The organism is Scopulibacillus darangshiensis (genome assembly GCF_004341035.1).
GTDB lineage: Bacteria > Bacillota > Bacilli > Bacillales > Sporolactobacillaceae > Scopulibacillus > Scopulibacillus darangshiensis.
Map to the genome: position 1 here is coordinate 108,225 of NZ_SLXK01000002.1, position 25,639 is coordinate 133,863.

Annotated in this window: 29 protein-coding genes and 1 pseudogene; all 30 read right to left on the reverse strand. The window is 42.3% G+C overall.

Features of this window, described 5'->3' with window-relative positions:
* Positions 1-12 precede the first annotated feature (12 nt).
* A complete protein-coding gene (locus EV207_RS02275) occupies positions 13-1,113 on the reverse strand; it encodes a prephenate dehydrogenase (RefSeq protein WP_132743224.1) in 1,101 nt (366 codons plus the stop codon).
* Positions 1,110-2,186: a histidinol-phosphate transaminase gene (gene hisC / locus EV207_RS02280; protein WP_132743226.1), complete on the reverse strand. Its 1,077-nt coding sequence runs from the start codon at positions 2,184-2,186 to the stop codon at positions 1,110-1,112. Before hisC ends, EV207_RS02275 begins: the two co-directional genes overlap by 4 nt.
* The gene (gene trpA, locus EV207_RS02285; RefSeq protein WP_132743228.1) at positions 2,134-3,009 is read right to left on the reverse strand and encodes a tryptophan synthase subunit alpha; all 876 of its coding nucleotides are present in this window, start codon (positions 3,007-3,009) and stop codon (positions 2,134-2,136) included. Before trpA ends, hisC begins: the two co-directional genes overlap by 53 nt.
* Entirely contained in the window at positions 2,993-4,201 is a 1,209-nt protein-coding gene (gene trpB / locus EV207_RS02290) for a tryptophan synthase subunit beta (protein WP_132743230.1), read from the reverse strand. Before trpB ends, trpA begins: the two co-directional genes overlap by 17 nt.
* Entirely contained in the window at positions 4,185-4,850 is a 666-nt protein-coding gene (locus EV207_RS02295; protein ID WP_207902905.1) for a phosphoribosylanthranilate isomerase, read from the reverse strand. The genes trpB and EV207_RS02295 overlap by 17 nt, the downstream gene beginning before the upstream one ends.
* Positions 4,847-5,614, reverse strand: coding sequence for an indole-3-glycerol phosphate synthase TrpC (trpC, locus tag EV207_RS02300; protein ID WP_132743232.1), 768 nt, complete (start codon positions 5,612-5,614; stop codon positions 4,847-4,849). The genes EV207_RS02295 and trpC overlap by 4 nt, the downstream gene beginning before the upstream one ends.
* Positions 5,607-6,629 (reverse strand): anthranilate phosphoribosyltransferase, encoded by a 1,023-nt coding sequence (trpD, locus tag EV207_RS02305; RefSeq protein WP_132743234.1) that lies wholly within the window; start codon positions 6,627-6,629, stop codon positions 5,607-5,609. The genes trpC and trpD overlap by 8 nt, the downstream gene beginning before the upstream one ends.
* Positions 6,622-8,133 carry an anthranilate synthase component I gene (trpE, locus tag EV207_RS02310; RefSeq protein ID WP_132743236.1) on the reverse strand — a complete coding sequence of 504 codons (1,512 nt, stop codon included), beginning with the start codon at positions 8,131-8,133 and terminating at the stop codon, positions 6,622-6,624. Before trpE ends, trpD begins: the two co-directional genes overlap by 8 nt.
* A gap of 310 nt (positions 8,134-8,443) precedes the next feature.
* Positions 8,444-9,517, reverse strand: coding sequence for a 3-dehydroquinate synthase (gene aroB, locus EV207_RS02315; protein ID WP_132743238.1), 1,074 nt, complete (start codon positions 9,515-9,517; stop codon positions 8,444-8,446).
* Positions 9,517-10,683, reverse strand: a complete 1,167-nt coding sequence (aroC, locus tag EV207_RS02320; RefSeq protein WP_132743240.1) for a chorismate synthase — start codon at positions 10,681-10,683, stop codon at positions 9,517-9,519. Before aroC ends, aroB begins: the two co-directional genes overlap by 1 nt.
* A gap of 5 nt (positions 10,684-10,688) precedes the next feature.
* A pseudogene (locus EV207_RS23840) lies at positions 10,689-10,991 on the reverse strand (CheR family methyltransferase); the annotation flags it as partial.
* A 21-nt stretch (positions 10,992-11,012) separates the two neighbouring features.
* Complete coding sequence (locus EV207_RS23845) at positions 11,013-11,177, reverse strand: hypothetical protein (protein ID WP_424511337.1); 165 nt, start codon at positions 11,175-11,177, stop codon at positions 11,013-11,015.
* Positions 11,178-11,234: 57 nt separating this feature from the next.
* Positions 11,235-11,678, reverse strand: coding sequence for a nucleoside-diphosphate kinase (gene ndk, locus EV207_RS02330; protein ID WP_132743242.1), 444 nt, complete (start codon positions 11,676-11,678; stop codon positions 11,235-11,237).
* 83 nt (positions 11,679-11,761) lie between these two features.
* Positions 11,762-12,730 (reverse strand): heptaprenyl diphosphate synthase component II, encoded by a 969-nt coding sequence (hepT, locus tag EV207_RS02335; protein WP_132743244.1) that lies wholly within the window; start codon positions 12,728-12,730, stop codon positions 11,762-11,764.
* Positions 12,721-13,467: a demethylmenaquinone methyltransferase gene (locus EV207_RS02340; RefSeq protein WP_132743246.1), complete on the reverse strand. Its 747-nt coding sequence runs from the start codon at positions 13,465-13,467 to the stop codon at positions 12,721-12,723. Before EV207_RS02340 ends, hepT begins: the two co-directional genes overlap by 10 nt.
* Before the next feature lie 3 nt (positions 13,468-13,470).
* On the reverse strand, positions 13,471-14,253 hold the full coding sequence (locus EV207_RS02345; RefSeq protein ID WP_132743248.1) for a heptaprenyl diphosphate synthase component 1: 783 nt from the start codon (positions 14,251-14,253) through the stop codon (positions 13,471-13,473).
* 149 nt (positions 14,254-14,402) lie between these two features.
* A complete protein-coding gene (mtrB, locus tag EV207_RS02350; RefSeq protein WP_132743250.1) occupies positions 14,403-14,627 on the reverse strand; it encodes a trp RNA-binding attenuation protein MtrB in 225 nt (74 codons plus the stop codon).
* A gap of 39 nt (positions 14,628-14,666) precedes the next feature.
* Entirely contained in the window at positions 14,667-15,281 is a 615-nt protein-coding gene (gene folE, locus EV207_RS02355; protein WP_132743252.1) for a GTP cyclohydrolase I FolE, read from the reverse strand.
* A 92-nt stretch (positions 15,282-15,373) separates the two neighbouring features.
* Complete coding sequence (locus EV207_RS02360) at positions 15,374-15,646, reverse strand: HU family DNA-binding protein (RefSeq protein ID WP_132743254.1); 273 nt, start codon at positions 15,644-15,646, stop codon at positions 15,374-15,376.
* A 290-nt stretch (positions 15,647-15,936) separates the two neighbouring features.
* Positions 15,937-17,415: a stage IV sporulation protein A gene (gene spoIVA, locus EV207_RS02365; protein ID WP_132743256.1), complete on the reverse strand. Its 1,479-nt coding sequence runs from the start codon at positions 17,413-17,415 to the stop codon at positions 15,937-15,939.
* A gap of 208 nt (positions 17,416-17,623) precedes the next feature.
* Complete coding sequence (locus tag EV207_RS02370; RefSeq protein WP_132743258.1) at positions 17,624-18,337, reverse strand: hypothetical protein; 714 nt, start codon at positions 18,335-18,337, stop codon at positions 17,624-17,626.
* 61 nt (positions 18,338-18,398) lie between these two features.
* Entirely contained in the window at positions 18,399-18,581 is a 183-nt protein-coding gene (locus EV207_RS02375) for a DUF2768 domain-containing protein (protein ID WP_132743260.1), read from the reverse strand.
* 223 nt (positions 18,582-18,804) lie between these two features.
* On the reverse strand, positions 18,805-19,065 hold the full coding sequence (locus EV207_RS02380; RefSeq protein WP_132743262.1) for a stage VI sporulation protein F: 261 nt from the start codon (positions 19,063-19,065) through the stop codon (positions 18,805-18,807).
* A gap of 81 nt (positions 19,066-19,146) precedes the next feature.
* Complete coding sequence (locus EV207_RS02385) at positions 19,147-20,202, reverse strand: NAD(P)H-dependent glycerol-3-phosphate dehydrogenase (protein WP_132743579.1); 1,056 nt, start codon at positions 20,200-20,202, stop codon at positions 19,147-19,149.
* A gap of 20 nt (positions 20,203-20,222) precedes the next feature.
* The gene (plsY, locus tag EV207_RS02390; RefSeq protein WP_132743264.1) at positions 20,223-20,822 is read right to left on the reverse strand and encodes a glycerol-3-phosphate 1-O-acyltransferase PlsY; all 600 of its coding nucleotides are present in this window, start codon (positions 20,820-20,822) and stop codon (positions 20,223-20,225) included.
* A gap of 9 nt (positions 20,823-20,831) precedes the next feature.
* A complete protein-coding gene (gene der / locus EV207_RS02395; protein WP_132743266.1) occupies positions 20,832-22,148 on the reverse strand; it encodes a ribosome biogenesis GTPase Der in 1,317 nt (438 codons plus the stop codon).
* A gap of 83 nt (positions 22,149-22,231) precedes the next feature.
* Complete coding sequence (locus EV207_RS02400; protein ID WP_132743268.1) at positions 22,232-22,849, reverse strand: YphA family membrane protein; 618 nt, start codon at positions 22,847-22,849, stop codon at positions 22,232-22,234.
* Between the two features lie 93 nt (positions 22,850-22,942).
* The gene (gene rpsA, locus EV207_RS02405) at positions 22,943-24,094 is read right to left on the reverse strand and encodes a 30S ribosomal protein S1 (protein ID WP_132743270.1); all 1,152 of its coding nucleotides are present in this window, start codon (positions 24,092-24,094) and stop codon (positions 22,943-22,945) included.
* A 130-nt stretch (positions 24,095-24,224) separates the two neighbouring features.
* Complete coding sequence (locus EV207_RS02410) at positions 24,225-24,809, reverse strand: lysophospholipid acyltransferase family protein (protein ID WP_207902906.1); 585 nt, start codon at positions 24,807-24,809, stop codon at positions 24,225-24,227.
* A complete protein-coding gene (cmk, locus tag EV207_RS02415) occupies positions 24,809-25,480 on the reverse strand; it encodes a (d)CMP kinase (RefSeq protein ID WP_132743272.1) in 672 nt (223 codons plus the stop codon). The genes EV207_RS02410 and cmk overlap by 1 nt, the downstream gene beginning before the upstream one ends.
* Between the last annotated feature and the right edge of the window lie 159 nt (positions 25,481-25,639).

Sequence of the window (25,639 nt, forward strand, 5' to 3'; positions counted from 1 at the left end):
CATATTTACCACCTAATCATTAAGATATGTCTTATAGTTGTTATTTGAAAGGACAGCCATTGCCTGTTCCCGTTGTTGCAATGTCGGAAATGACAGTCTCAAAACACCAAAGATGTTTTCTCTTAGTTCAATAATATTAATATTAGTTAAGTTAAGATCCGCTTCACCAATTAACCTGGTAATGTCCGATATCGCCAATGGCTGATCGGGTATATCGGCATATAAATCATAATAAGCTGGTATAGCACCCTTTTCTTTTTGGGGAAAGCCGTCGCGATAAGCCTTTGCATCTGAAAAGAAAGTCTTAATTTGGTCCCTGTCATTACTCATCAACATGGTTTTAATCCGGCCCATTTCCTCTTCCCACGAATGAAAGAGCTTTAACATGATATCGCTGTTGTTAGAAATAATATCCTGCCACATGACAGGATCTGCTGATGCGATTCGTGTTATATCACGGAAGCCTCCCGCCGCGAGATTGCGCAAATTAAACTCTTGTTCGGGATGCTCCTTCAGATGATGGACGAGCCCAGACGCGATAAGATGAGGAAAGTGGCTAATGATGCCGACAATGTCGTCATGCTTATCCGGTGTAACGGTGATAAACTTCGCATGAGTGCCTTTAAGCAAGGTTTGAAGCTGGTCTGCCTCCTTAGTCTTATCAATGGTATCCGGAACAATAAAATAATAAGCATTCTCAAAAAGGTTTGGCTGTGATGCGGAAACACCGCTTTTGTGAGAGCCTGCCATTGGGTGACCGCCGATGAAAGTACAACGCCCTTGGAAAACATTTGCGGCCTTATTAACAATTTGCCGCTTAGTACTTCCCACATCGGTGATGATAACACCCGGTTTTAAATCAATTTTTGACAATAGTTCGATATGCTCAAGGATTGAATTAACTGGGGCGGCCAGCAATATAAAGTCAGCAGCTTTTGCGCTGTCACTTATGACAGCTGTATAATGGTCGATAATGCCTAGTGATTTTGCTTCTATTAATGATTCTTGATTGGTATCGTAACCCGTGATGTCAACATCATGCGCTGCCCGGATGGCTTTGGCTAACGACCCGCCAATTAAGCCTAATCCAACTATCAAAACCTTTTTTCTCATGTCAGGTAATTCCTCAAATGACTAATGATCGCATCATTTTGTTCCTTATTTCCTATTGTGATGCGGATGCCTTTGGGGTAACCAAGCGCTGCACCGGAACGGACGATATACCCTTTACTCAGAAGGTATTTAAAGGCTTCTTCTCCAGAACCACCGACATCAATCAAAATAAAGTTTCCTTGAGTTGGATAGCAGGCTAAACCCATGTCATCACAAAAATCATAATATTGTTGTTTGCCTTCGTTATTCTTCTCTGCACATTTTGCAATAAATTCTTGATCCTCGAGAGCTTCTGCGGCGGCCGCCTGGGCAAGACGCGATGCGTTAAAAGGTTCTCTAACCGCTTCAAGTGAGCGAATCAACTCCGGATTTGCTATGCCGTAACCAATTCTAAGCGCAGCCATCCCATATGCCTTAGAAAACGTCCGTGTGAAAATCAGATTGGGGTAACTTTGAATCAGATTAAGCGACTGCGGATAATCTTCAGCAGTAACATATTCATAATAGGCTTCATCCGAGACAACGAGCACATCTGACGGAACAGTGTCAAGGAATGCCGTCAATTCACTTTCCCTGATATATTCACCTGATGGATTATTCGGGTTGCAAAGCCAAATAACTTTGGTATTTTCATCAATCAAGCTGCGCATAGTATCAAGATCATGGCGGCCGTGGACGAGCGGCACCTCTCTTACCTCCGCCCCGTCAATCACAGCATTCCTTTTATACTGTGGAAAAGTCAGATCAGCCATAATCGTATTTAGACCTGGTTCCAGGTAGGCACGGCTGATCATATGGATGATTTCATCAGTCCCATTCCCAAAAATAATTTGGTCCTCAGAAATGTGGAAGTGTGCACTTATCTTTTTTCTTAAAACCGTAGCGTATCCATCGGGATAAATCGCTAATTCTCCAAAAACTTTTTGCATGCCTTTGATGGCTTTTGGTGAACAGCCAAAAGGATTTTCGTTGGATGCCAGCTTCTCGATTTTTTCTAGTCCGAGTTCTTTTTTTACTTCCTCAACTTGTTTCCCTGGTTGGTAAGGTTTGAGTGTTTTGAGCTGTTCCTTCATGATTCCCTAACACCTCGTCGTTGTAATCTAAGTTTTTTTCTAACACTTTCCTGATATCGCGCACCGCCTGACACCTTGTCTCTTCATCTTCAAGAAGGCTTAGACGTTGTTCGACCTCCTTGATAATTGCGCTGCCGACAATAAAGCCGTCACAATGATCTTGGAGAGCTATGATCTGTTTTGCTGAAGAAACACCGAATCCAACGGCAATCGGCAAACTACTCTCCTTCCTTACATGGTGCAGAAAGCTGTACACATCTGGGTGAAAGTCTTGTCTGACCCCTGTTACCCCAAGTGATGAAACACAATATAGAAACCCATGTGATGCCTTGCCAATCTCCTGAAGCCTAGTTGCTGAGGTTGTCGGTGCGACCAAGGAAATAAGTGCAATACCATTATTGGCACACATGTCTCTAAGGCTTATGCTCTCCTCAAAAGGTAAATCAGGAACGAGAAGTCCATCAATGTCATAAGCTTTTGCATATTCCACAAACTTCTCTTCAGTTAATTGTAACAAAAGATTATAGTAAGTAAATATGATAACAGGAATTTCAAGCCCCCTATCACGAAGCACCTCCACTAGTTTCATAGCTTTTGCCAGTGTCATGCCTTTATCTAATGATCTTATGGATGCCCTTTGAATCACTGGGCCGTCGGCCAATGGGTCTGAATAAGGAATTCCCAATTCAAGGGCATGAGCACCCATTGCCTGGAGTTCTAAAGCAAGTTCTATCGTTGTTTCGGTATTCGGGTCGCCGACAGTGATAAATGGAATGAAAAGCATCTTATTATTTTTATTTACGTAGTTATTTAGTCGCTTCATTTGTATTTTCCTCCTCCATAGTTCGCATGATCGTGTGCACGTCCTTATCACCGCGGCCTGACAGACAAACGAGGATGCTTTGATCTTTAGTTAAAGTTTTTGCAAGACGGGTAGCGAGAGCAAGGGCATGAGCACTTTCCAATGCCGGAAGGATTCCTTCTTTTTCACATAATTGTTTTAAGGCCAATAACGCTTGTTCATCAGTGACACTTTCGTACTTAACTCTCCCAGTATCAGAGAGATAGGCATGTTCCGGTCCTATTCCAGGATAATCCAGACCTGCTGAAATAGAGTAAGGTTCTTGTATTTGACCATCATCATCCTGAATGAGATAGGTTAGTGAACCATGGATGACGCCCTTTCTCCCCTTTTTTAATGTTGCAGCATGATGTGCCGTTTCTACTCCTTTTCCTGCTGCCTCCGCACCATAAAGCCTCACATCGTCATCAAGAAAGGCGTAGAACATGCCAATGGCATTACTTCCTCCGCCGACACATGCCGTTATAGCATCGGGAAGCCCGCCAGTCAATTCCTTAAATTGTTCCCTAGCCTCATCACCGATAATTCTCTGAAAGTTTCTCACCAACATGGGATAAGGATGAGGTCCGACAACCGATCCTATCAGGTAGAAGGTATCCTCTACGTTTGTTACCCAATACCGCAATGCTTCGTTTGTTGCATCCTTTAATGTTTGGCTGCCGCTTTCTACCGGGATGACTTCCGCCCCGAGCAGCTTCATCCGAAAGACATTGAGAGATTGTCTTTCAACATCCTTTTTCCCCATGAAGACTTTGCAAGACAGGCCAAGGTAAGCGGCGACCGTCGCAGCGGCCACACCGTGCTGGCCTGCGCCCGTCTCAGCAACTATTTTTTGTTTTCCCATACGGAGGGCAAGCAAGCCTTGGCCGATGGCGTTATTAATTTTATGAGCGCCTGTATGATTAAGATCTTCTCTCTTTAAATAGATTTGTGCGCCGCCAATCTCTTCAGTTAATTGTTTGGCAAATGTCACCGGTGTCGGCCGGCCTGAATAATCTTTAAGTGTTTGATGATAATCTTTGATAAAAGTGTCATCCTCCATCGCATCATTCAGGGCTGATTCAAGTTCTTCCAAGGCATACATCAATGTTTCCGGCACGAACTTTCCTCCGAATTCCCCATATCGTCCCATTGTATTAGGTTGCTGAATCATGTTCTGTCACCTTTCTTTCGATCATTTTTATTTTGCTTCGGTCCTTTTTTGCATTCGTCTCTATTCCGGAGGCGATATCTATACCCGCCGGTTCAAAGTGCAATAATTTCTCGACATTATCTGCATGAATGCCGCCGGCAATAAAACATAACGCCCCTTGCCTGGCCGCTTCTTCGAGATAGTCCGGAACGGCCGCCCAGTTAAAGGATTGACCGCTCCCCCCCCACGCATGCTGCACCTTTGTATCAATAACAAAGCCGCTGGCAATGCCTTGATAGGATCTCATAAGCTCAATGGCGTGATCCCCATGATGAATCGCTTTCCAAACCGGCTTTTTTATTTGTTTTTTTAGAAAGAGCAAATCCTCAGCTGATTCATTGCCGTGACATTGAATAATATCAATCGGAAGGCGGTTGACAGCCTCCTTGATCGCGTCAATGGTGCTGTTCACAAACACCCCTACAATTTTTTTGCCTTTTATCTGATCGCCTAACTCCCGGAACCATGATTCGGCTTCATAGACACTGACCTTCCGCTTGCTCTCAGGTGTGAAAATCAAACCGATATGCGTCGCTTTACTGCGAAGAGAAATCACCACATCTTGTAAAGACTGATTTCCGCAGTATTTCAGCATAGGTTGCTGTGTCATAACACCCGCGCCTTGCCAAACAATTCACGTATACCATCACCCGGGGTGCCAGCTTTGATTAAAGCTTCACCTATAAGAGCGCCATTGACATGATGATCAATCAACCATTGGATGTCCCCCCCGCTTTGGATGCCTGATTCACTGACTACAAGAATGTCATCAGGCACCATCGGCAGCAGCTCTTCAGTTGTTGTCAGGGATGTTTCAAAGGTTTTTAAATTCCGATTGTTGATCCCTAGAATCTCCGGTTTAAAAAGGGAAAGAACATCATTTAACTCCCGAGCGTTATGCACTTCTACCAGGGCCTCAAGCCCTTGTTCGTAGGCTTGCAAATAGAATTCCTGCAGCTGGCCGGGATCAAGAGCCGCTGCAATTAAAAGAATGGCATCGGCACCAATTCTTCGGCTTTCTTCAATTTGTCTTGCATCAATAATAAAATCTTTTCTTAATACAGGCACATCGACTGCCGTTTTAACCTTAATTAAATTTTCGTTCGATCCCTGGAAGTAAGTCTTATCTGTGAGCACCGAAATCGCATCTGCACCTGCACTCTCATATGATGTTCCGACATGCTGCGGGTTTATCGTTTTCCGAAAAATGCCTTTAGACGGAGAGGCCTTTTTCACCTCAGCAATCAGACCCAGGTTTCGGTTGGGGTTTGCGAGTGCCCCCTGAAGGGATTTTGGCTGTGTTGAGCGATCTTCTGCAGGCATAAGAAAGCCTGCCAGTTCTTCCTTTTTCGTTTTAATTATGTCTTCAAGCATGGTGTCTCATCTCCCTCATAGTGCGTAAACTTTCAAGGTGCCTGTAAGCCCGACCAGAAACCAAAGCATTTCTGGCTTCATGAACACCCTCAGCAATCGTTTTGGCTTTCCCATAAACATACAGTCCGCAACCCGCATTTAATAAAAGGGTGTTGACCGCTCCGGTTTCAGCTTCTCCAGAAAAAATGGCTTCAATTAGTTCTGCACTTTCCTTGACATTATTAACCTGTATTGCTTCAATTGGCCCTCTTTCTAAACCCACCTCTTCTGGTGTTAATGAAAAGGCTTCGATCCGGCCATCGTCAACTAAAATCATTTCTGTTTTCCCATATACTGCGACTTCGTCCAACCCGCCAGCACCGGTAACAAACAGAGAACGCTTAGTTCCTAGGCGGACCAATGTTTCCGCCATTTTCCTTGCTAATTCGTGATCATAAACACCGATCAGCTGTTTTTGGCTGTCTGCTGGATTGACCAAAGGACCGAGAATGTTAAAGGTTGTTCGAAAACCTAACTCTTGTCTTGGACCCGCAGCATGTTTCATAGACCCATGGTATAGCGGCGCGAACAAAAAGCACATGTCATTCTCTTTAAGAGACCGCACAGCTTCAGCCGTTGTTGTTTGCGTTGGAATACCTAATTGTTCCAGAACATCTGCACTTCCGCTTTTTGAAGAGACAGCCCGGTTGCCATGTTTTGCAACTTTAACACCCATCGAGGAAAGCAAGATCGCTGAAGCTGTGGAAATATTAAAGGTTGATGCGCCATCTCCGCCGGTTCCACAAGTATCCATTACATCTTCATCATGGACTAACGTTAATGCATGAGACCGCATCGAACGGGTAAATCCCGTTAACTCACTCGTTGTCTCTCCCCGATACCTGATGATTGATAAGAAGCTCGCGATTTGGCTTTTCGATGCTTCGCCTGTCATGATCATATCCATCATTGAGGCGGCTTCTGATTCTGTTAATGTTTTTCCGTCCATCAATTGATTTAACACCTTTTTAAACATGGTGAACCTCCCCGGCACGCCGAAAAAGTTTTTCTGCTCTTTCGACTGTTTTTATTAATGCGCGAGCTTTATTAAACGTTTCTTCCCATTCAAGTTCTGGGTCAGAATCTGCGACAATGCCTGCCCCAGCCTGGATATATGCCTTGTTCCCTTTGCATGAAAACGTGCGAATCGTGATACACGTATCAACCGAACCATCGAAGCCAAAATACCCGACTGCACCGCCATAAAATCCTCTTGCCGTTGGTTCAAGCTCATGTATGATTTCCATGGCTCTTATCTTTGGCGCTCCTGACAATGTTCCTGCTGGAAAGGCGGCTGTAAAGGCATCTACAGGATGGCAGTCTCTTCTCATCGTTCCACTAACAATAGAAACGAGATGCATCACCTGAGAAAACCTTTCGACAGCCATTAATTTAGGTACTTTTACACTGCCAAAATCACTTACCTTCCCCGCGTCGTTTCTCGCCAAATCGACAAGCATCATGTGTTCAGCCCGCTCCTTTTCATCCTCTAGTAAATCCTGTGCCAGTTGATCATCCTCCTTTTGATTTTGACCGCGCGGCCTTGTCCCTGCAATTGGATGTATTTCAATGTCATTTCCTTGCACCTTAACAATACGTTCTGGCGAGCTCCCTACAACCTCGAAATCACCGCATTTTAAATAAAAAAGATAGGGTGAGGGGTTTGTCACGCGCAGTGTTCGATATAAATCCCATGACGTGACGGGCAAATCGATTTCTATTCTATGTGAAAGCACAGTTTGAAAAACATCTCCTGAAGCAATATACTGTTTGATGCGTTTAACTTTTTCGACAAATTCTGATTTTGCCATTGTCGAACGCCATTTAATCTGATCTATGTCCTTTGAATGACTTGCTTCTGGCCAAGGATTAACTTGGCTGTCCGGTTTATTTGTCTGCAGCATATGCACAATATTTTTAATAGAGATTTTGGCCTTTTCTAGTTCAATTTCTTTCTGCTCTTCATCTCTTGCATCATGAAGCATGGCGAAATGAATGACTGTAATTTTCTGCTCATAATGGTCAAAAGCGATGATTGTTTTGCAAAAGACAAAATGATAAGCCGGCATGCAAAGATCGTGGTTATCATGTCTTGGAACCTTGTCAAAATCGGAAATCGCATCATATGCTATGCACCCGACGGCACCACCTGTAAAAGGAAGCGGTGAATCAATGGGTTGAACTTTTAAGTATGCCATCGCATTTTCAAACAATTCCCTAAGATGACTTGCCCGGGCTAATGCTTCGCCATTAACATCATTCAGCACAAATTCTTCATCACCTTTTTTGACAAAGGCAAAAGGATCAATACCGATAAACGAGTATCTGGCCCAGGAGCCTTGATCACGGCTCTCCAGTAAATAGGCAAATCGGTCTTTAAAGCACTCTACTATTTCAATGGGTGTAAAACGGTCGGTGAAAAAGCTTTCCCTAAGCGGGATGGTAAGATAAGCGCCATCGCTTGATCGTTGGTTAAACATAGGCTCACTCCTCCAATGGTTGAGGAATGAGTCGTTGAGGAAATAAAAGGAGATATGCAATAAATCTTACTTAAAATATAAAAACCCATAGGACCAATAAGCCTATGGGTGTCTCGTGTTTTATAAACCCTAAGCTCTCCTCTGCTCAACAATCTCATTCTCTACTCAGCTAATTAAAACCTTAAACAGCGCGTTGTATGACCTCACTCTAACGGATCAATCCCAACGGCAGTTCATATCATTTATAAATATATTATTCAGTTATTTTAACAAATTTTAAACAATAATCGGCCTTTTGTCAACCGAAAACTCATGTCTCATTCATAAAATCCTGCAATGTTTCCTCGACTAATGATTTCGGCAGGATATCCGTTTGAACGATGCCTATTTTTTCCATTAACACAAATCGAAGCCGGCCATCCTTGTTCTTTTTGTCATACATCATTCGTCCTAATAAGGCTTCAGAAGTTAACATGCTTGGGACACGGTCGGGCAAACCCAAAGCCTTGAGCCATTTCCTGAATGCTTTAATAGGAAGGGATAGATGATAGTGTCTTTCGCTTAACATCATTGCGAAGACTATGCCGATCCCAACCGCTTCGCCATGGGTCATCTGTCCAAAACCGAGTTCCTTTTCTATGGCATGTCCTAATGTATGGCCAAAATTGAGGTGCGCCCTTATGCCTTTTTCTTGTTCATCTTCTCGTACGATACCAGCTTTTACCTTGATCCCCTTTGCGATAAAAGGCTCAACCTTTTTCGGGGTGAGAGAGGCAGCATCTGGTATTTCTTCCATCAATGACAAATAAAACGATTCGGAATCAATCAAACTATGTTTTAAAACTTCAACAAAACCTGACTGCATTTCACGCATTGGCAACGAGTCTAAAGTGGAGGTATCATAAATAACCGCTTCCGGATGGTAGAAGGCGCCGATCAAATTTTTGCCGTGGGCGCTATTGATGCCAACCTTGCCGCCGACGCTGCTGTCATGTGCTAACAATGTTGTTGGCATTTGTATAAATGCGATCCCTCTCATATAAGTGGCAGCAGCAAAGCCCGCCAAATCGCCAACTACACCACCGCCTAAAGCAATAACACAGCTCCCCCTGTCAAGATGGGATTCCAGCATATCGTCCAATACCGCTTGATAGCACGTCATGCTTTTTGCACTTTCTGATGCCGGGATCGTATAGTGATAGACCTCTTTACCAGAAAGTGCCGCAGTCAGATCTTGAGCATATAACGGACCGACATGCTTATCCGTAATGATATAATAGCTTTTATAATTGTTTGGTAATAATTTGGTTAAGTCAAATCGAATATTCGGACCGATATAAACCGGATAGGCTGCCGTCTTTGTGCGAATAATGATGTCGTCCATTAAAATTCCAACGCCCGTTTTTGAAAGCTTTCGTAAGCTTGAAGGACATCCGGCATTTGGTCGCCCGAGAATCTCTCCATTATTGCGCAGGCCATTTCCCACGCGACAACATTTTCGCAAACAACACTTGCTGCCGGAACCGCACAGTTATCAGACCTCTCAATGCTTGCTTTAAAAGGCTCTTTTGTTTGGATATCAACACTTTGCAGAGGTTTATACAACGTCGGGATAGGTTTCATGACACCTTTGACGATGATGGGCATTCCAGTTGTCATGCCGCCCTCAAAACCGCCGAGGCGATTGGTTCTGCGGGAATAACCCTTGTCTTCCGACCATAAAATTTCATCATGCACCTGGCTCCCCGGTCGACTAGCCGCAGCAAAGCCAATCCCAAATTCAACCCCTTTAAATGCATTAATACTCATTACGCCCATCGCAATTCGTGCATCAAGCTTTCGGTCGTAATGAACATGACTCCCGAGACCAATCGGCGCACCTGTTACTATGGTTTCAACAACTCCACCGATTGAATCACCGTTTTGCTTCGCTTCATCAATCACGGCTATCATTTTTTCTTCCAAATCCTTATTGAGGCAGCGTAAAGGGGAAGCCTCAGTCACCTTCTTTATTTCCTCCAATGACTCCGTGACAGGTGTTTCATCTTTGACGCCGCCAAGTTCAATGACCCGGCCCGCGATGTCGATGCCAAAATTGGATAATAATTGTTTGGCAACAGATCCAACGGCAACACGGATCGCTGTTTCTCGCGCTGATGAGCGTTCTAGAACATCCCTCATATCGCGATGACCATATTTCACAGCGCCATTAAGATCTGCATGCCCTGGACGCGGACGTGTCACCCGTTTTTTCACATTGCTTGGATCAGCTACAGGGGCAGCCCCCATTATATCTTCCCAGTTCTTCCAATCCCTATTTTCCACCACCAAGGTGACCGGTGCACCAGTTGTTTTACCATGACGGACACCTGACAGGATTCGAACCTGGTCACTTTCAATTTGCATTCTGCGGCCGCGGCCATATCCGCCTTGACGCCTTTTTAGTTCTTGATTAATGATCTGTGTATCAATTTCCAATTGTGATGGCAAACCTTCAATGATAGCTGTAAGCTGTGGGCCGTGGGACTCGCCCGCTGTTAAAAATCTCATTTATTTCACCCTTCTTTCTCCTGTTTTTTTGCTTGAACAATTTGTGGTGCAACTTGTTTCTCATAAAAAAAAGGTTCTGCTGGTTTTAATTGATAGTTTTCAGGGTGAAAAATTTGTTCTGTACTGCCGACAAAAAGAATTCCCCCTGGCTTTAATACACGGCTGAATGTTCCATATAAATACTGTTTGGCTTGATTTGTAAAATAAATTAAGACGTTCCTGCAAACAATCAAATCAAACAGCTCGTCGACAGGATCAGCCAACAGATTTTGGTGTTTGAATCTTACCGGATTTTGATACTTTTTGTCAAGCTTATAGAATAATCCGTCTTATTCTGCTAATTTTTGATAATAATCAGCAAATGAATCAATGCCATGTTTCAGTCGCAGTGAATTTAAGCGTCTTTTCATTTGATCCTCTTTATACAGCGTTAAATTGATTCCGGTTAATTCAAAAAGCCGCTTCTTAAAGATGTCGTAATCCAGAGACACCATCCATCCCCCATCCGCCGATTGTATAAAAAACCAGCCTTCAAAGGCTGGTTTTTTTAATTAAACCCATTTATTAATGTCTTTTTTATATTCAACTAAATCGCTTTCATTAAAAAATAGGTTGATTTCCCTTTCCGCGCTTTCCGGAGAATCGGAACCGTGAATAATATTCTGGCTGACTTGGACAGCATAATCACCGCGAATCGTTCCCGGTGCAGCATCCTTAGGGTTTGTTGCCCCCATCATTTGGCGTGCTTGTGCAATAACATTTTCGCCTTCCCAAACCATTGCGAAAACTGGTGCTGAAGTAATAAAACCAACCAATTCGCCAAAGAATGGCTTATCTTTATGTTCACCATAATGCTTTTCAGCAAGTTCCTTGGTGATCATCATGAGTTTTCCTCCAATGAGTTGAAAGCCTTTGCTTTCAAAACGGCGTACAACTTCACTAATTAAACCGCGCTGAACGCCGTCAGGTTTAACCATCAGAAAAGTTTTTTCCATTGTGCTCCCCACTTCCTAATATGTATATGATGCAACATTTAAGCAACGATTTTAGTCTATCAAAATTTTTGTTACATGACAAACTAATATTTGCGTTTACCAATATAATCGGCAATTTGGCGAAAAGAGCGAGTGGCAGCATGGTCAGGTAAATCCTTTAATACCTGATAAGCTTTCATGAGATATCGTTCACTAAGTTCCTGGGATAAGCTGATTGCTTTGGAATTCTTAATTAAACTGATAACTTCTTGCCAATCATCATCAGTTGCAAGGTCTGATTCTAGAACTTGGACGATTCTATCTCTCATTTCAGGCTGCTTTAGGGCATATAAGGTAGGCAATGTAATATTGCCTTGTTTTAAATCACTTCCCGCTGGTTTGCCAAGTTGTTTCTCCGTGCTTACGAAATCCAAAATATCGTCGGTAATCTGATATGACATACCCATAAAATAACCAAAGTAATAGAGTCTTTTGCCAACGTTAGCAGGTGCCCCGGACGTCACTGCACCTAATTGACAGCTTAATGCCATTAATAACGCTGTTTTGCGTTTAATGCGAAGAAGGTAGCGTCTTAGGTTCTGTTGCCAGTTATATTGATCTTTGATTTGTTCAATTTCTCCAAGGCTCATCTCCATAACACCTGCTGACAACAGCTGATGAGCTTCCGCCCCTTCAAAATCGGTCATTAAATCGACAGCTCTGGCGAAAATAAAGTCACCGGTATACATGGCAACCCGATTATCCCACTTTGCCTTGACTGTTTTTTTTCCACGGCGAAGCTCCGCATTGTCGATCACATCATCATGGACAAGTGAAGCCATATGAATCAATTCCAGGGTTACAGCTGTTTTATGTACCGATGGAGACTTTTTGTCACCGTATTGTGAAGACAGTAAAACAAGAACGGGACGAATCCGTTTACCGCCTGCCTTTAGCAAATCAAAAGCTGCTTTGTATAGGACCGGATGATCGGCAGCTATTGTAAGTTCCAACTGTTTTTCGATATCATTTAAATCACGTTTTAAATCTTTATAAATTCCTACTAACGACATACGCTTTCACCTTTATCCCCGTCACCTTGAATCTCTGGTTTCACTGCATGATGCATTGCAGCGATCCCGCCTGTAAATGGTTTTATCCTAACATCTGTTAAACCGGCCTCTTCAAACATCATTGCCAGTGTTTTCTTATCAGGGAAATTTTTCGTTGACTCATGTAACCAGACATATTCATCATAACTTCCAGCAAAAATTTTACCAAGTATTGGCATGATACGTTTGAAATAAAAAAAGTAAAGTTGGGTGTATACAGGCATTGTAGGTTGGGAGGTTTCTAGACAAACAGCCATTCCTCCCGGCTTTAAAACCCTTTGCATTTCTTTTAACACTGTTAAATAATCTGGCACATTCCTTAGGCCGAAGCCGATAGTAACATAGTCAAATGTATTATCCTTATACGGTAGATTCATTGCATCGCCATGATCCAAGGTAACGTTCTTGAAGGGTGTTTCTTTAAGCTTCATCTCAGCAACCTTTAGCATATTGTCACTAAAATCTAGCCCTGCCACCTTACCCTTAGGTCCTACAACTTCAGCTAGGGAAAGTGCCCAGTCACCGGTTCCGCAACAAAGGTCAAGTGCTGATGCCCCCTTTTGAACATTCATAATGGCCATCGTTTTTTTGCGCCAAGCCTTATGCTGATTGAAACTGATCAGGGAATTCATGAAATCATATTTCTTATAAATGGTTTGAAAGACGTGGTGAACTTTTTCGTGTTTTGCTTCATTCATGATTTAACCTTCCTCCGCTAAACGAGCAAAGTTGACACTTGTTTCCTTGGAAATGTGTTGTAATAGTGTATTTATTAGCTTGGATTGTGAAGGATGATTTGTATGGTCCTTCAGCCGAGACACTGTCTCCTGAATACATTGATCAATTTTTTGGATAAAAATTTTGCGGTAGTCAGGTTTTTTCTTGAAAATATGATGAAAAAATGATGTTTGTTTCTCACCATTAAGAAATGCTTTTTTTTCGATATTCAATCGTTTTAAATAAAAATAATCATGCAACGCGGCATTCCAATCTGACATGCCCAGCGCTTGAGTAACTTTGCTCAATAAAGCAGATTCAATGTTCCCTAATTGTTCAAATAAATAGTTCCATTGAAGGTGTTCACTGACAAAAAAGCGCATTTTATATTCATTAAAATCTTGAATGCCTTTGGCGATCCATTTTATCATTTGTACATCGGGTGTCTTTGCAAGAATATAATAATAAAGGGAACTATGGTAAATGCCAGACAAGACGGTAAGCTGTCTCGTCCGTTTGTCATCTTGATTGCTTAATCGTTCCGTTGTCACAGTCTCATGTGTGTCAAGAGCTATTTGCACCAACATAATGCTGATAATATAGTCCTCAACATCAGAATATGATCCATTCTCTTTAAAGAGTAAATAATACACGTAAAGCCGATCCCGATCTATCTCCGGCTGGGGGAGATGCCTTTTTAGGTATGGATGCTCAATAATATGTAATAATTTATTATGAATTTCTAACAGTTCATCATTGATGGTCATGATCGGTCCCCCGCACAATAAAGTAGGTCGTCATCCTTTTGTCGCATCTTAAAAATGCCTTTAAATATTATACCATAAAGGTTAGCACCCAATAAAGAAAACATCCTTACCCAACCGGTAAGAAATGGATAAAAGCAGGTTTCCCTGCTTTAATCTGATTTAACTTCCCCGTGTTTTGTCTGGATTGTAGCTTTCCCTCTTACCTTAACAGCTGAGGTGTGTTCAGTAAATTGAGCGATCATCACTTCGCCCATATCAAGCTTTTCCGAATGATGAAACCGTGTGTCAGACCCGCGGGTTAAACCAATAACATTTACACCGTTTTCTTCGGCTTTTATAACAAAAAAATCATTGCCGTCAGATGCTTGTCCCATTGTATATGCCCCTCTTCTCAATTACCAATTTGATTATACCTATTCTTTTATTAGCATCATCGCTTCTGCGCGAGCAGATTGGTCTTTCTGAAAAATTCCCCTTACAGCGGATGTGATGGTCTTAGCCCCCGGCTTCTTCACTCCGCGCATCGTCATACACATGTGTTCGGCTTCAACGACAACAATCACGCCGTGAGGTTCGAGTGTATTAACAATAGAATCCGCAATTGTTGTTGTTATTCTCTCCTGAAGTTGGGGACGCTTTGCTACCGCTTCGACTGCACGGGCAAGCTTACTTAACCCTGTTACTCTGCCGCCACGTGGAATATATCCCACGTGTGCTTTGCCGTAAAAAGGCACTAAATGATGCTCACACATTGAATAAAACGGAATATCCTTAACGAGTACAAGTTCTTCATGATCTTCCCCAAAGACGGTTGCAAAATATTCTTCGGGATCTTGTTCCAAACCTTGAAATACTTCTCCGTACATTCGGGCGACACGCTTTGGAGTGTCCAAAAGACCTTCCCGGTTTGGGTCTTCACCAATGGCTTCAATGATCATCGTTACCGCTTCTTCGATTTTTTTATGGTTAACGCTCACGCTGTTTCCTCCGTTCCCAAAATCCTCTCTTAATAACAAAAATTCTAGCATACGCCTGTAATAAAATAAAGAGTAAAGAGGGACTCACCAAATAAAAAAGGAGCCACGCGCACGCGACTCCTTTTACAGCCCTATGTATTTAATTACTTCACAACATCCTTAAGGGCCTTACCAGGTTTGAATGCTGGAACTTTGCTTGCAGGAATATCAATTTCTTCACCCGTTTGCGGATTGCGTCCTTTGCGAGCAGAGCGTTCACGAACTTCAAAATTACCGAATCCAATAAGTTGGACTTTGCTTCCTTCTTTGAGAGCATCAGCAATCGTTGAAAATACAGAATCAACTGCTTTAGTGGCGTCTTTTTTTGATAATTGTGTAGATTCTGCTACAGCATTAATAAGTTCAGTCTTATTCAACACCTTCACCTCCTCTCAAGAAATGGTCCAGTGCAATTTTGTTAAACTGACAAAAACCATTATCAACGCTTATCTTATACGAATTAATACAGGAATTCAACATTTTTTTATAAAAAATGCGCATTACAACAGGTTTTTTTGCCGTTTTTAATGAAATACAATACTATCATACCCATTTTATCATCCTTGTAAACTGCAAACCCTTGTAAAAAATATAGTAAGCATAAAAAAAAGACCCGATAAGAGTCTTTTTCAAAATAAGTATAAAAGCTTGTTATTCTAGGGGCTGCTTAAAGGATAATGGCGATTAATCCGCCTGAACCCTCATTGATAATCCGCTCAAGGGTTTCCTTCAGTTTATACCTTGCATTTTCAGGCATAAGCGATAATTTCGCTGATATGCCTTCACGGACAATTGAGTTCAAAGAGCGTCCAAAGATATCAGAATTCCAGATTGAGAGAGGGTCATCTTCAAAATCCTGCATGAGATATCTGACAAGTTCTTCACTTTGTTTTTCGGTACCGATAATCGGCGCAAATTCTGATTCGACATCGACTTTAATCATATGAATCGATGGCGCGACTGCTTTTAGCCTGACACCGAATCTTGATCCTTGCCGTATAATCTCTGGCTCATCGAGACTCATATCGGATAAAGCCGGCGCTGCTATGCCATATCCAGTTTGTTTCACCATCGTCAGGGCATCTGAAACCTGATCGTATTCACGCTTTGCGTTAGAAAATTCCTGCATTAATTGTAAAAGGTGATCTTTGCCGCGTATTTCCACCCCGACAACCTCTTTTAATACCTGATCGTATAAGTTGTCAGGAGCATATAAGTCAATTTCCGCAATCCCCTGCCCCATGTCAATCCCGGCAAGCTCGGCATCATCTATAAATTCATACTCATTAAAGTAACCAACGACACGGTCAACATCGCGAAGTCTTTTAATATCTTTCACCGTATTTTTCACTGCATCCTCATAGCTTGCCCGGAGCCAATGGTTATCCCGGAGCACCATAACCCAGCTTGGCAGGTTGACATTGACCTCAAGAACAGGAAATTCATATAAGGTTTCTCTTAAAATATTATTGATATCATGCTCTGTCATATTTTCTACGCTTTGAGCGAGGACTGGTATATCATATTTGTCAACTAATTCATGCCGTAATGCCTCGGTTTCGGGATGGTGCGGATGAGCAGAATTAATAATCATTATAAAAGGCTTTCCGACCTCTTTCAGTTCATCCACAACGCGTTCCTCTGCTTCGAGATAGTCATCGCGTGTAATCTCGCCGATAGAGCCATCAGTTGTGACAACAACACCCAGGGTGGAATGTTCTTGTATGACTTTCCTTGTGCCAATTTCCGCAGCTTCCTGGAAAGGAATCGGCTCATCATACCACGGCGTATGCACCATCCTTGGGCCGTTCTCATCTTCAAATCCTTTTGCACCGCTGACGGCATACCCCACACAGTCGACAACGCGGATGTTGACCTCCAAACCATCATCAACCTTGATCGCTACCGCATTATTTGGGACGAATTTGGGCTCGGTTGTCATGATCTGTTTTCCTGCTCCGCTTTGAGGCAGCTCATCTTGGGCTCTTGCTCGGTCAGCTTCATTTGTCATATTTGGAAGTACGACGAGCTCCATAAACTTTTTAATAAACGTCGATTTTCCCGTCCGAACAGCGCCAACTACTCCCAGATAAATGTCTCCGCCAGTTCTTTCGGCAATATCTTTAAAAATATCGACTCTTTCCAAAATTAACACCCTCCCGGTCTCCATATTAAGCAGACGTGATTCGATATTATATACCTATGACTTTGTCCATTAAATATACCAATTTCTTTCACAAGTCATCTGCAGTTTCATTTACTAGAAAATCATCATCCGCATGTTTCACCCGTTTCTAAACTAAATAGAAAAACCCTCTCCCATATAAATTATTTACTGAGAGAGGGTTTAATTCCTATTTCACCAAAAAAACAACCTGATTATTTTTGATCGTATACGGAAGCGAATCGACGGGCACGTAAGGATGCTCTTTTAAAAGAAGATATCTTAGATCCTCACCGTTATTTGCGGATTTCCCCGATTTCTTGTAGGCATTATAAATATCCGGCAAGTAATTAATATAGACATTGGACTCATTATCCATGACGAAACTTAATGGTTGTCCGCTGTAAGGGCTTATTACTGTGGGAGGTTCCTTATAACCAATATCTTTGAAGTCAATTTTATACACCTTTGCTCTAATAACGCCGCCGATTGGGGAAAAGCCCTTGTTATAGCGGTAGTTCTCGACTCGCTGCTTAATTTCTTGAACTTTGGCCACTAATGATAAATCAATGACCTTCACCTGCAAATCATGTTCTGGATTAACGATGACATATTCGAAATGGCCGCCTTCCGAATAGGCGTTATCCGGCGGTTTCCCCATATACTTTGGTATTAATCGATTGAAATCAATCCGGTATTTTTTATACAAAGGTGTTTTTTCATTGCTGTTCTTAATCGGTAACACACCGGTATCTTTCTTATAAGCTAGCACAGCGTTTTGGACCGCATCCATCTCGGCTTCATAAGCCACATGGCTCTGTGTTTTTTCACTTCCGGGGTTCAAGCACCCTGATAGCATGGCGGTCATGCAGCATGCTATTATCACACCAATTATCTTGTGCATTGCAACCGACATCCTTTATGTATGTAGACGCTTCTACCATTTTATTAGTATTTTATAAGAATCACATGATAACGATAATCATTAAAAAGGTGGAAAAAAGTAAAATTATATAAGCAACGAACGAAAGCATAAACCGGAAAATACCTTTTAGCTTAAATCGGCCGAACATTATCATCCCAGCTGCCAAAACCATTAAACCCATAGCTATAAAAGAGAGCCACATTTTAATTAAACCAGGTGTCATCAACGAACCCTCCTCCCGTTACCCTAATATTTATCTTAAAGCAGGTTATTTCAAAAGGCAAAATTTTTTTAATTTAAAAAACCGAAAGAAAACAAGCTGTTTTCCCCCGGTTTATTGACTAAAAACCTTCCGTGCATCATTTGCCCTTTATTAATATTGATGTGTATTCACTATACCGTATGCCCTGGAATAACATATTGCCGCTGACTATGGCCTAGTTTTTTTATTTTTGGTCAAACATTTTTGACAAGGAAGAGAAATTCATAGGGACGTTATTATTAACAATTGCTTTGACGATCGCATCTTCCTTTTCTTTTGAAACTGATACATTAGCTAACCTTGCGACCTGTCCGACCAACCGCCTTACCGTTTTTTCATCCTTAAAGTTCGCATTCGAGACCGAATTAGCCAGACTAAAAATATCTTCTTTTTTCACATTCGTTTTCTTTTCAATGTGATCAAAAAAAGGATTGTTTGGATCCAATGAAAGTCCTCCTTTTCCCTGCTTTCAAAACATTATATGCTGGGCTGACTCTCATTGTGCTGTGGATCCAAATTCATGATATCAAAAAGGGCTGTTGCCTTCTTCAAGCTTTTCAGCAAGAATATCCGTCAATTCCCCAATTTCACTTGTTTTTCCCCGTCCCATCAGTTCATCGACAGCCAATTTTGCACTCTTTTGGTTAAAGAGAACATCATATATGGCGGCAGTAATTGGCAGGTCGACATCTTCCCTTTCAGATAAATAATAGGCCGCTTCAGTTGTTCTGACACCTTCAACAACCATACCCATTTCTTCCAGCGTTTCGTCCAAATCATGGCCTTTGCCAAGCAGGTTGCCCGCACGCCAATTACGGCTGTGGACGCTTGTACACGTTACAATTAAGTCACCCATCCCAGCGAGGCCTGTGAACGTTAACGGATGGGCTCCCATCTTAGTCCCCAAACGGCTGATCTCTGCTAGTCCCCTTGTAATTAAAGCTGCTTTGGCGTTGTCTCCATAGCCAAGACCGTCGGAAATCCCCGCACCAAGTGCAATGATATTCTTTAATGCGCCGCCAATTTCGACGCCAATGACATCATCATTCGTATAAACTCGAAAATATTGGTTAATAAATAAATCTTGGACTTTATGTGCAGCCTTTTCATCGTACGACGCGACGGCAACTGTTGTTGGCTGGCGATGGCACACCTCTTCGGCGTGACTCGGGCCGGAGAGTACAACAACAGCCTCCCGTTTGCTTTCTGGGATTTCCTCCTCAATCATCTCGGAAATCCTTTTGGAGGTATGTGGCTCAATGCCTTTACTGCCGTGGATAAATAACACAGGTCCTTTGAGATGGGGTTTTATTTGCCCTAAGACATCCCTGATGCCCTTTGTCGGTGTCACTAGCAGGATCGTCTCCACATCTTTAACGGCCTCGCCAATATCATCGCAGCCAATAATATTGTTCGGCAATAACACATCCGGAAGATAGCGTTCATTAGTATGACGGCTGTTAATTTCAGTTATCTGTTCTTTTCTTCTGCCCCATAAATTCACAGTGTGGCCATTGTCGGCAAGAACCATTGCAAGGGCTGTTCCCCAGCTCCCTGCACCAATTACAGCTATTTTAGTCATCAATTATAGTCCTCCAGTATTTAGATATCTTTTGTTTTCTTTCCAAGTCTGTTCTCTTCACCTCTAATCAGACGTTTGATGTTCGTCCGATGCTGCCATATAGCGAGAAGTGCTATGATCAAACCGATATATGTATAGCTGAGTGGATTGTCGCCAACGTATAATGAAAAAATTGGTGTGAAGATAATAAAAATAAGTGATCCGAGTGACACATAACGTGTCAGTATAATTAATATGATAGCGAAAACACCCGCGGCAAGAGCCGGTGAATACATAAGCATGACAAAAGCACCTATTGTTGTAGCGACACCTTTGCCGCCTTTAAACCCGTAAAACACCGGGAAATTATGACCGAGAATAGCGAACAGCCCCGTAGCTGCAACCGCCCATGAATCTAAATTCAAAACCATGGCGAATAACACAGCAACGACCCCTTTAAGAACGTCCAGCAACAAGACAGTCACTGCAGGGCCAACACCAAGAACTCGAAGCGTATTTGTCGCCCCGGCATTGCCGCTGCCAAATTCTCGGATATCGACCTTCTTAATTTTCTTTGTGATCAAGTAGCTAAAACTGATTGAGCCAATGAGATAGGCAATAACAAACGCTAAAATAAACATGACATCCCCCTATTGTTCATGTTTTCTGCGAGAAAAAATTCTGATTGGTGTTCCAATAAAGCCAAAAGTATCTCTTATCTTATTTTCAAGATAGCGTTCATATGAAAAGTGCAGTAATTCCGGATCATTTACAAACAGAACAAATGTTGGCGGCTTTACACTGACTTGTGTCGCATAATAAATTTTCAGACGTCTGCCTTTGTCAGATGGCGGCGGTGTCATCGCTGTCGCATCCATTATCACATCGTTAAGCAAGCTTGTCTGAACGCGCATGCTATGGTTTTCAGCAACAGTTTGAATCATAGGCAAAAGAGATGTAAGTCTTTGCTTTGTCTGGGCTGACAGAAAGACAATAGGTGCATAGCTCAGAAATTGAAAATGATCACGTATCTTTCGTTTAAAGGATTCCATTGTTTTATCATCTTTTTCGACGGCATCCCATTTGTTAACTACAATAACAATGGCCCGGCCCGCTTGATGGGCATAGCCTGCAATCTTTTTATCTTGTTCAATGATGCCTTCCTCGCCATTTATGACAACTAAGACAACATCGGAGCCTTCAATGGCTTTTTGGGCCCGCAGCACGCTGTATTTCTCCGTTTTTTCGTACACCTTGCCGCGTTTTCTGATTCCCGCGGTATCTATGATGACATAGTCTTGTCCATCCTTTGTAAAAGGAGTATCCACCGCATCTCGAGTTGTCCCCGCGATATCACTGACAATCACACGCTTTTTTCCCAAGATTGCATTAACCAGCGAGGATTTACCGACATTAGGACGGCCGATGATCGAAAATTTGATCGTAGATTCATCATAGTCATCATCTTCTTCAGCAGGAAAGTGGGCGATGACAGCATCTAATAAATCGCCCAAACCCAAACCGTGGGATCCTGATATTGCAAACGGTTCGCCTACACCAAGCGAATAGAATTCATATAGATTTAATTCCTGCTTAACATTGTCTATTTTATTGACACCAAGGACGACAGGTTTCTTAGAACGATAAAGCATTTCGGCCACTTCCTGATCAGCGCCTGTCAGGCCGTCCCTGCCATCTACAATAAATAATATTACATCGGCTTCATCAACCGCCACGTTAGCTTGAGCACGCATTTGTATAAGCAACGGCTCATCACCGATTTCAATGCCTCCAGTATCAATGATATTAAAATAATGGTTAAGCCACTCACCGCTCCCATAAATACGGTCTCGAGTAACACCCGGTATATCTTCTACAATCGCCACACGGTCTCCGATAATGCGATTAAATATTGTTGATTTCCCAACATTCGGCCGTCCGACAATGGCTACGGTTGGTTTTGCCATACACTGCACTTCCTCTCAAAAAAACTTGGCTTAACGCCAAGCCTTATATTGCTTTTTAATAGTACCAAAAAAACATTCGCCACTCAATCTCTTTCCACAGGTCGGCCAACTTTGGTTTTGGGTACTTGTGATTTATTTATGACTTGCTGTAAAAAGTTTAGCGACCAATTCAGCACATGCCAGCCCACTGCTAAAAGGATAAAAAATGCCAGTGTATCGAGCGCGTTATAATTGCCAATGGTGTCGTTTTTGGGTTGGATGATCACCGTTTTCAATCCTTCCCCCATACATGTGCCACTAAGCAATATTGAAAGCCTGAATCGAAATGGCTTGATGAGCATCTGTATGGTGCCAAAAATCACCATCAAAAAGAGCCATTGCGGAACAATTAACCTGATCGCTGGATCATACATCTGATAGCAATGATATAAAAAGTAAAGCATCATTAAAATATAGTTTACAACGGTATGATAAAAAAGTTTTATGAGTGGTGAGCCTATGTTGATGCAGATACCGATTAAAAACATGAGTATGAATGCAGCATTAACATCATAACTATTGATATGAAGGGTTATACCGGAGGCAATAATCACAATAAGGCATCCTGCAGCCATCCATAATCTTAAGCCTCTTTTACGCATGATAAATGTTGCTAAGATCCAAACCCCCCAAAAAACCCAATAAAAAATCATCCCGTCCATTAGCTTCACCTCATATGTCATTATGGGAGAAGAGACGGAATGATAAACGTGATTCAAATAAAAAGCAACCCATTAAGGATTGCTTTATCAAAATTATTTGTATTTCTTTAACTGATCGCCAATCATATCACCAAGGGAAAAGCCCGAGGAGTTATCATCCTGCGGAAGATCAGCATGGTGGTGAGTCTGTTCTTGTTTTTGCGGTTCCTCAAGTTCTCGAATACTAAGTGATACGCGTTTTTCATTAAAGTTAACATCCAATACTTTAACTTTAATTTGCTCGCCTTCAGAGAGCACTTCCCCAGGGGTACCAATGTGGCTGTGCGAAATTTCCGAAATGTGCACAAGGCCTTCCACGCCAGGTAAAAGCTCAACAAAGGCACCAAATGGTACAAGTCTTTTGACAGTGCCTTCTAAGATATCCCCCGCCTTAATTTTTCCTTGAGCATCTTCCCAAGGGCCTGGCTGCGTATCTTTGATTGAAAGCGAAATACGTTCGTTGTCACGGTCGATAGACAGCACCTTAACATTAACCGTGTCACCTTCAGACACAACGTCAGATGGTGATTCAACTCGGTTGTGGGCAAGCTGAGAAATGTGTACAAGCCCGTCAACACCGCCGATATCAACAAAAGCACCAAAATCGGTTAGTCGTTGTACGGTCCCTTCCAAAACATCACCTGCCTGAATGTTAGCGAGTGTTTTTTCTTTCGCCAAATCGGCTTTTTCATCTAGAACGGCACGGTGGGAAAGAATAACCTTTCTTTTTTCCCGGTCGAGCTCAACAATCTTAACATCCAATTCGCGGCCTTTGTATTCACCGAAGTCCTCTACAAAATGCCGTTCTACTAAGGAAGCAGGAATGAAGCCGCGGACGCCTAAATCAACGACAAGCCCGCCTTTGACAACATCAGCTATTTCAACTTCAAAAGTCGTTTTTTCTTCATAATTTTTCTCAAGATCTTCCCATGCTTTATCTGCATCAACTTCCTTTTTGGAAAGGACAAGCTCATCATCAGATAATTTCGTCACTTTAACCGTCACGTCGTCACCGACAGTTAGAAGATCGCTCACCTTTTCAACATGCAGGCTTGACAGCTCGCTAATAGGCAATATGCCCTCTTTTTTGTAGCCTACATCAACCAATGCATGCTTTTCTTCCACTGTGGTTACTTTGCCGTTAACGACATCGCCGATTGATAATGCATCGAATGTTGCCATTTCGTTGTTCGTTTCTTCAACCATAAATCAGTGACCTCCTTTAATTGAACCAAAACAAAACACATAAAAATACCATACTTTAAACTTCTTACAAACAGAGTATTTTGTCAAGTAGATTACCTTAAGATTAAATCAAACGACCAAAACGCTGCTTCTATTTATTCTGGTCGATAATTCGCTGAATATGCGTCATTATTATCTCGGTAACTTCAGAGGCTTTGGCCCTCTGTTGCTTTTCTTCTGATAGATCTATCGGTTTCCCAAATACTATTTTAACGGGCTTTAAAAATTTATACCGCCCTATCACAGCACAAGGAACGACTGCCGCATCTGTTTTAAGAGCAAAAAAGCCCGCCCCGGATAAGCCCTTTCTCAAATGCTCGGCCGTATTTCGTGTACCCTCAGGAAAAATCAAAAGTGTCCTATTCTCATTCAACAGCTTCATCGCCATTCTGATTGCTCCCCTATCACCTGAACCCCGTTTGATAGGGAACGCATTGAGCCGACTAATCAGCGGACCAAACAAAGGCACTTCAAACAATTCGGATTTCGCCATGAAGGTTAGATCTCTTGGGCATGTGGCACCAATCAGAGGCGGATCAAAGTTGGATGTATGATTGCTGCATAGAATAATGCCTCCCTCTTTGGGCAAATTTTCCGCACCATAAACATGGACGCGGTTAAAAATCCCAAAGAAAATCTTAGCTGTTTGTTTGCCGATTCCATAAAGGTTCACCATTACACCCTCTCTTTCACGATATCCAAAATACGGGTGATGACCTCACTGATAGAAAGTGAGGTCGTATCAATTTCAACAGCATCGGCCGCTTTTACTAGAGGTGAAACTTCTCTTTCACTATCTTTTTTATCGCGAAGGGCAATGTCGTTCTTAAGCTGTTCCAATGGCGTTTGGATACCTTTGGCTTGTTGCTCCCTGTAGCGGCGTTCGGCGCGTTCATCCACAGAAGCTCTAAGAAAAATTTTCACCTTGGCATTTGGAAGGACATGAGTGCCGATGTCGCGGCCATCCATTACCACGCCGCCTTGGTCAGCCATCAACCGCTGCCGACGGACCAATTCTTCTCTAACCTCCTGGTGCTGTGAGACAAGAGAAACGTGATTTGTCACATCTTCAAAACGAATGGCATCAGATACATCTCTTCCGTCTAATAATACCCTTTGCCCTTGCTCTGTGGGAATAAGTTTAATTGTCGTATCAGTTAACAATTCTTGTAATGCCTGACCCTTATGGAGATCAACCTTCTCTTGCAAAGCTTTATATGTTATAGCTCGGTACATAGCACCTGTGTCTATATATATGTAAGATAATTGGTCTGCAATATGCTTGGCAACTGTACTTTTTCCCGCTGCAGCCGGACCATCAATGGCGATTTGAAACTTTTTTTCCATAAATAACCTTTAACTCCCATCCTATTATTCATCCTTATTATGTTTATTACTATACCATAAATCACTTTAATTTTCTCATTAGCAGTTCTTGCTCAAAGCAATATGGGAAGTCTGACTTTTAGAATAATTATGTCATGGTTAAAGGAAAAGGGAAAGCCT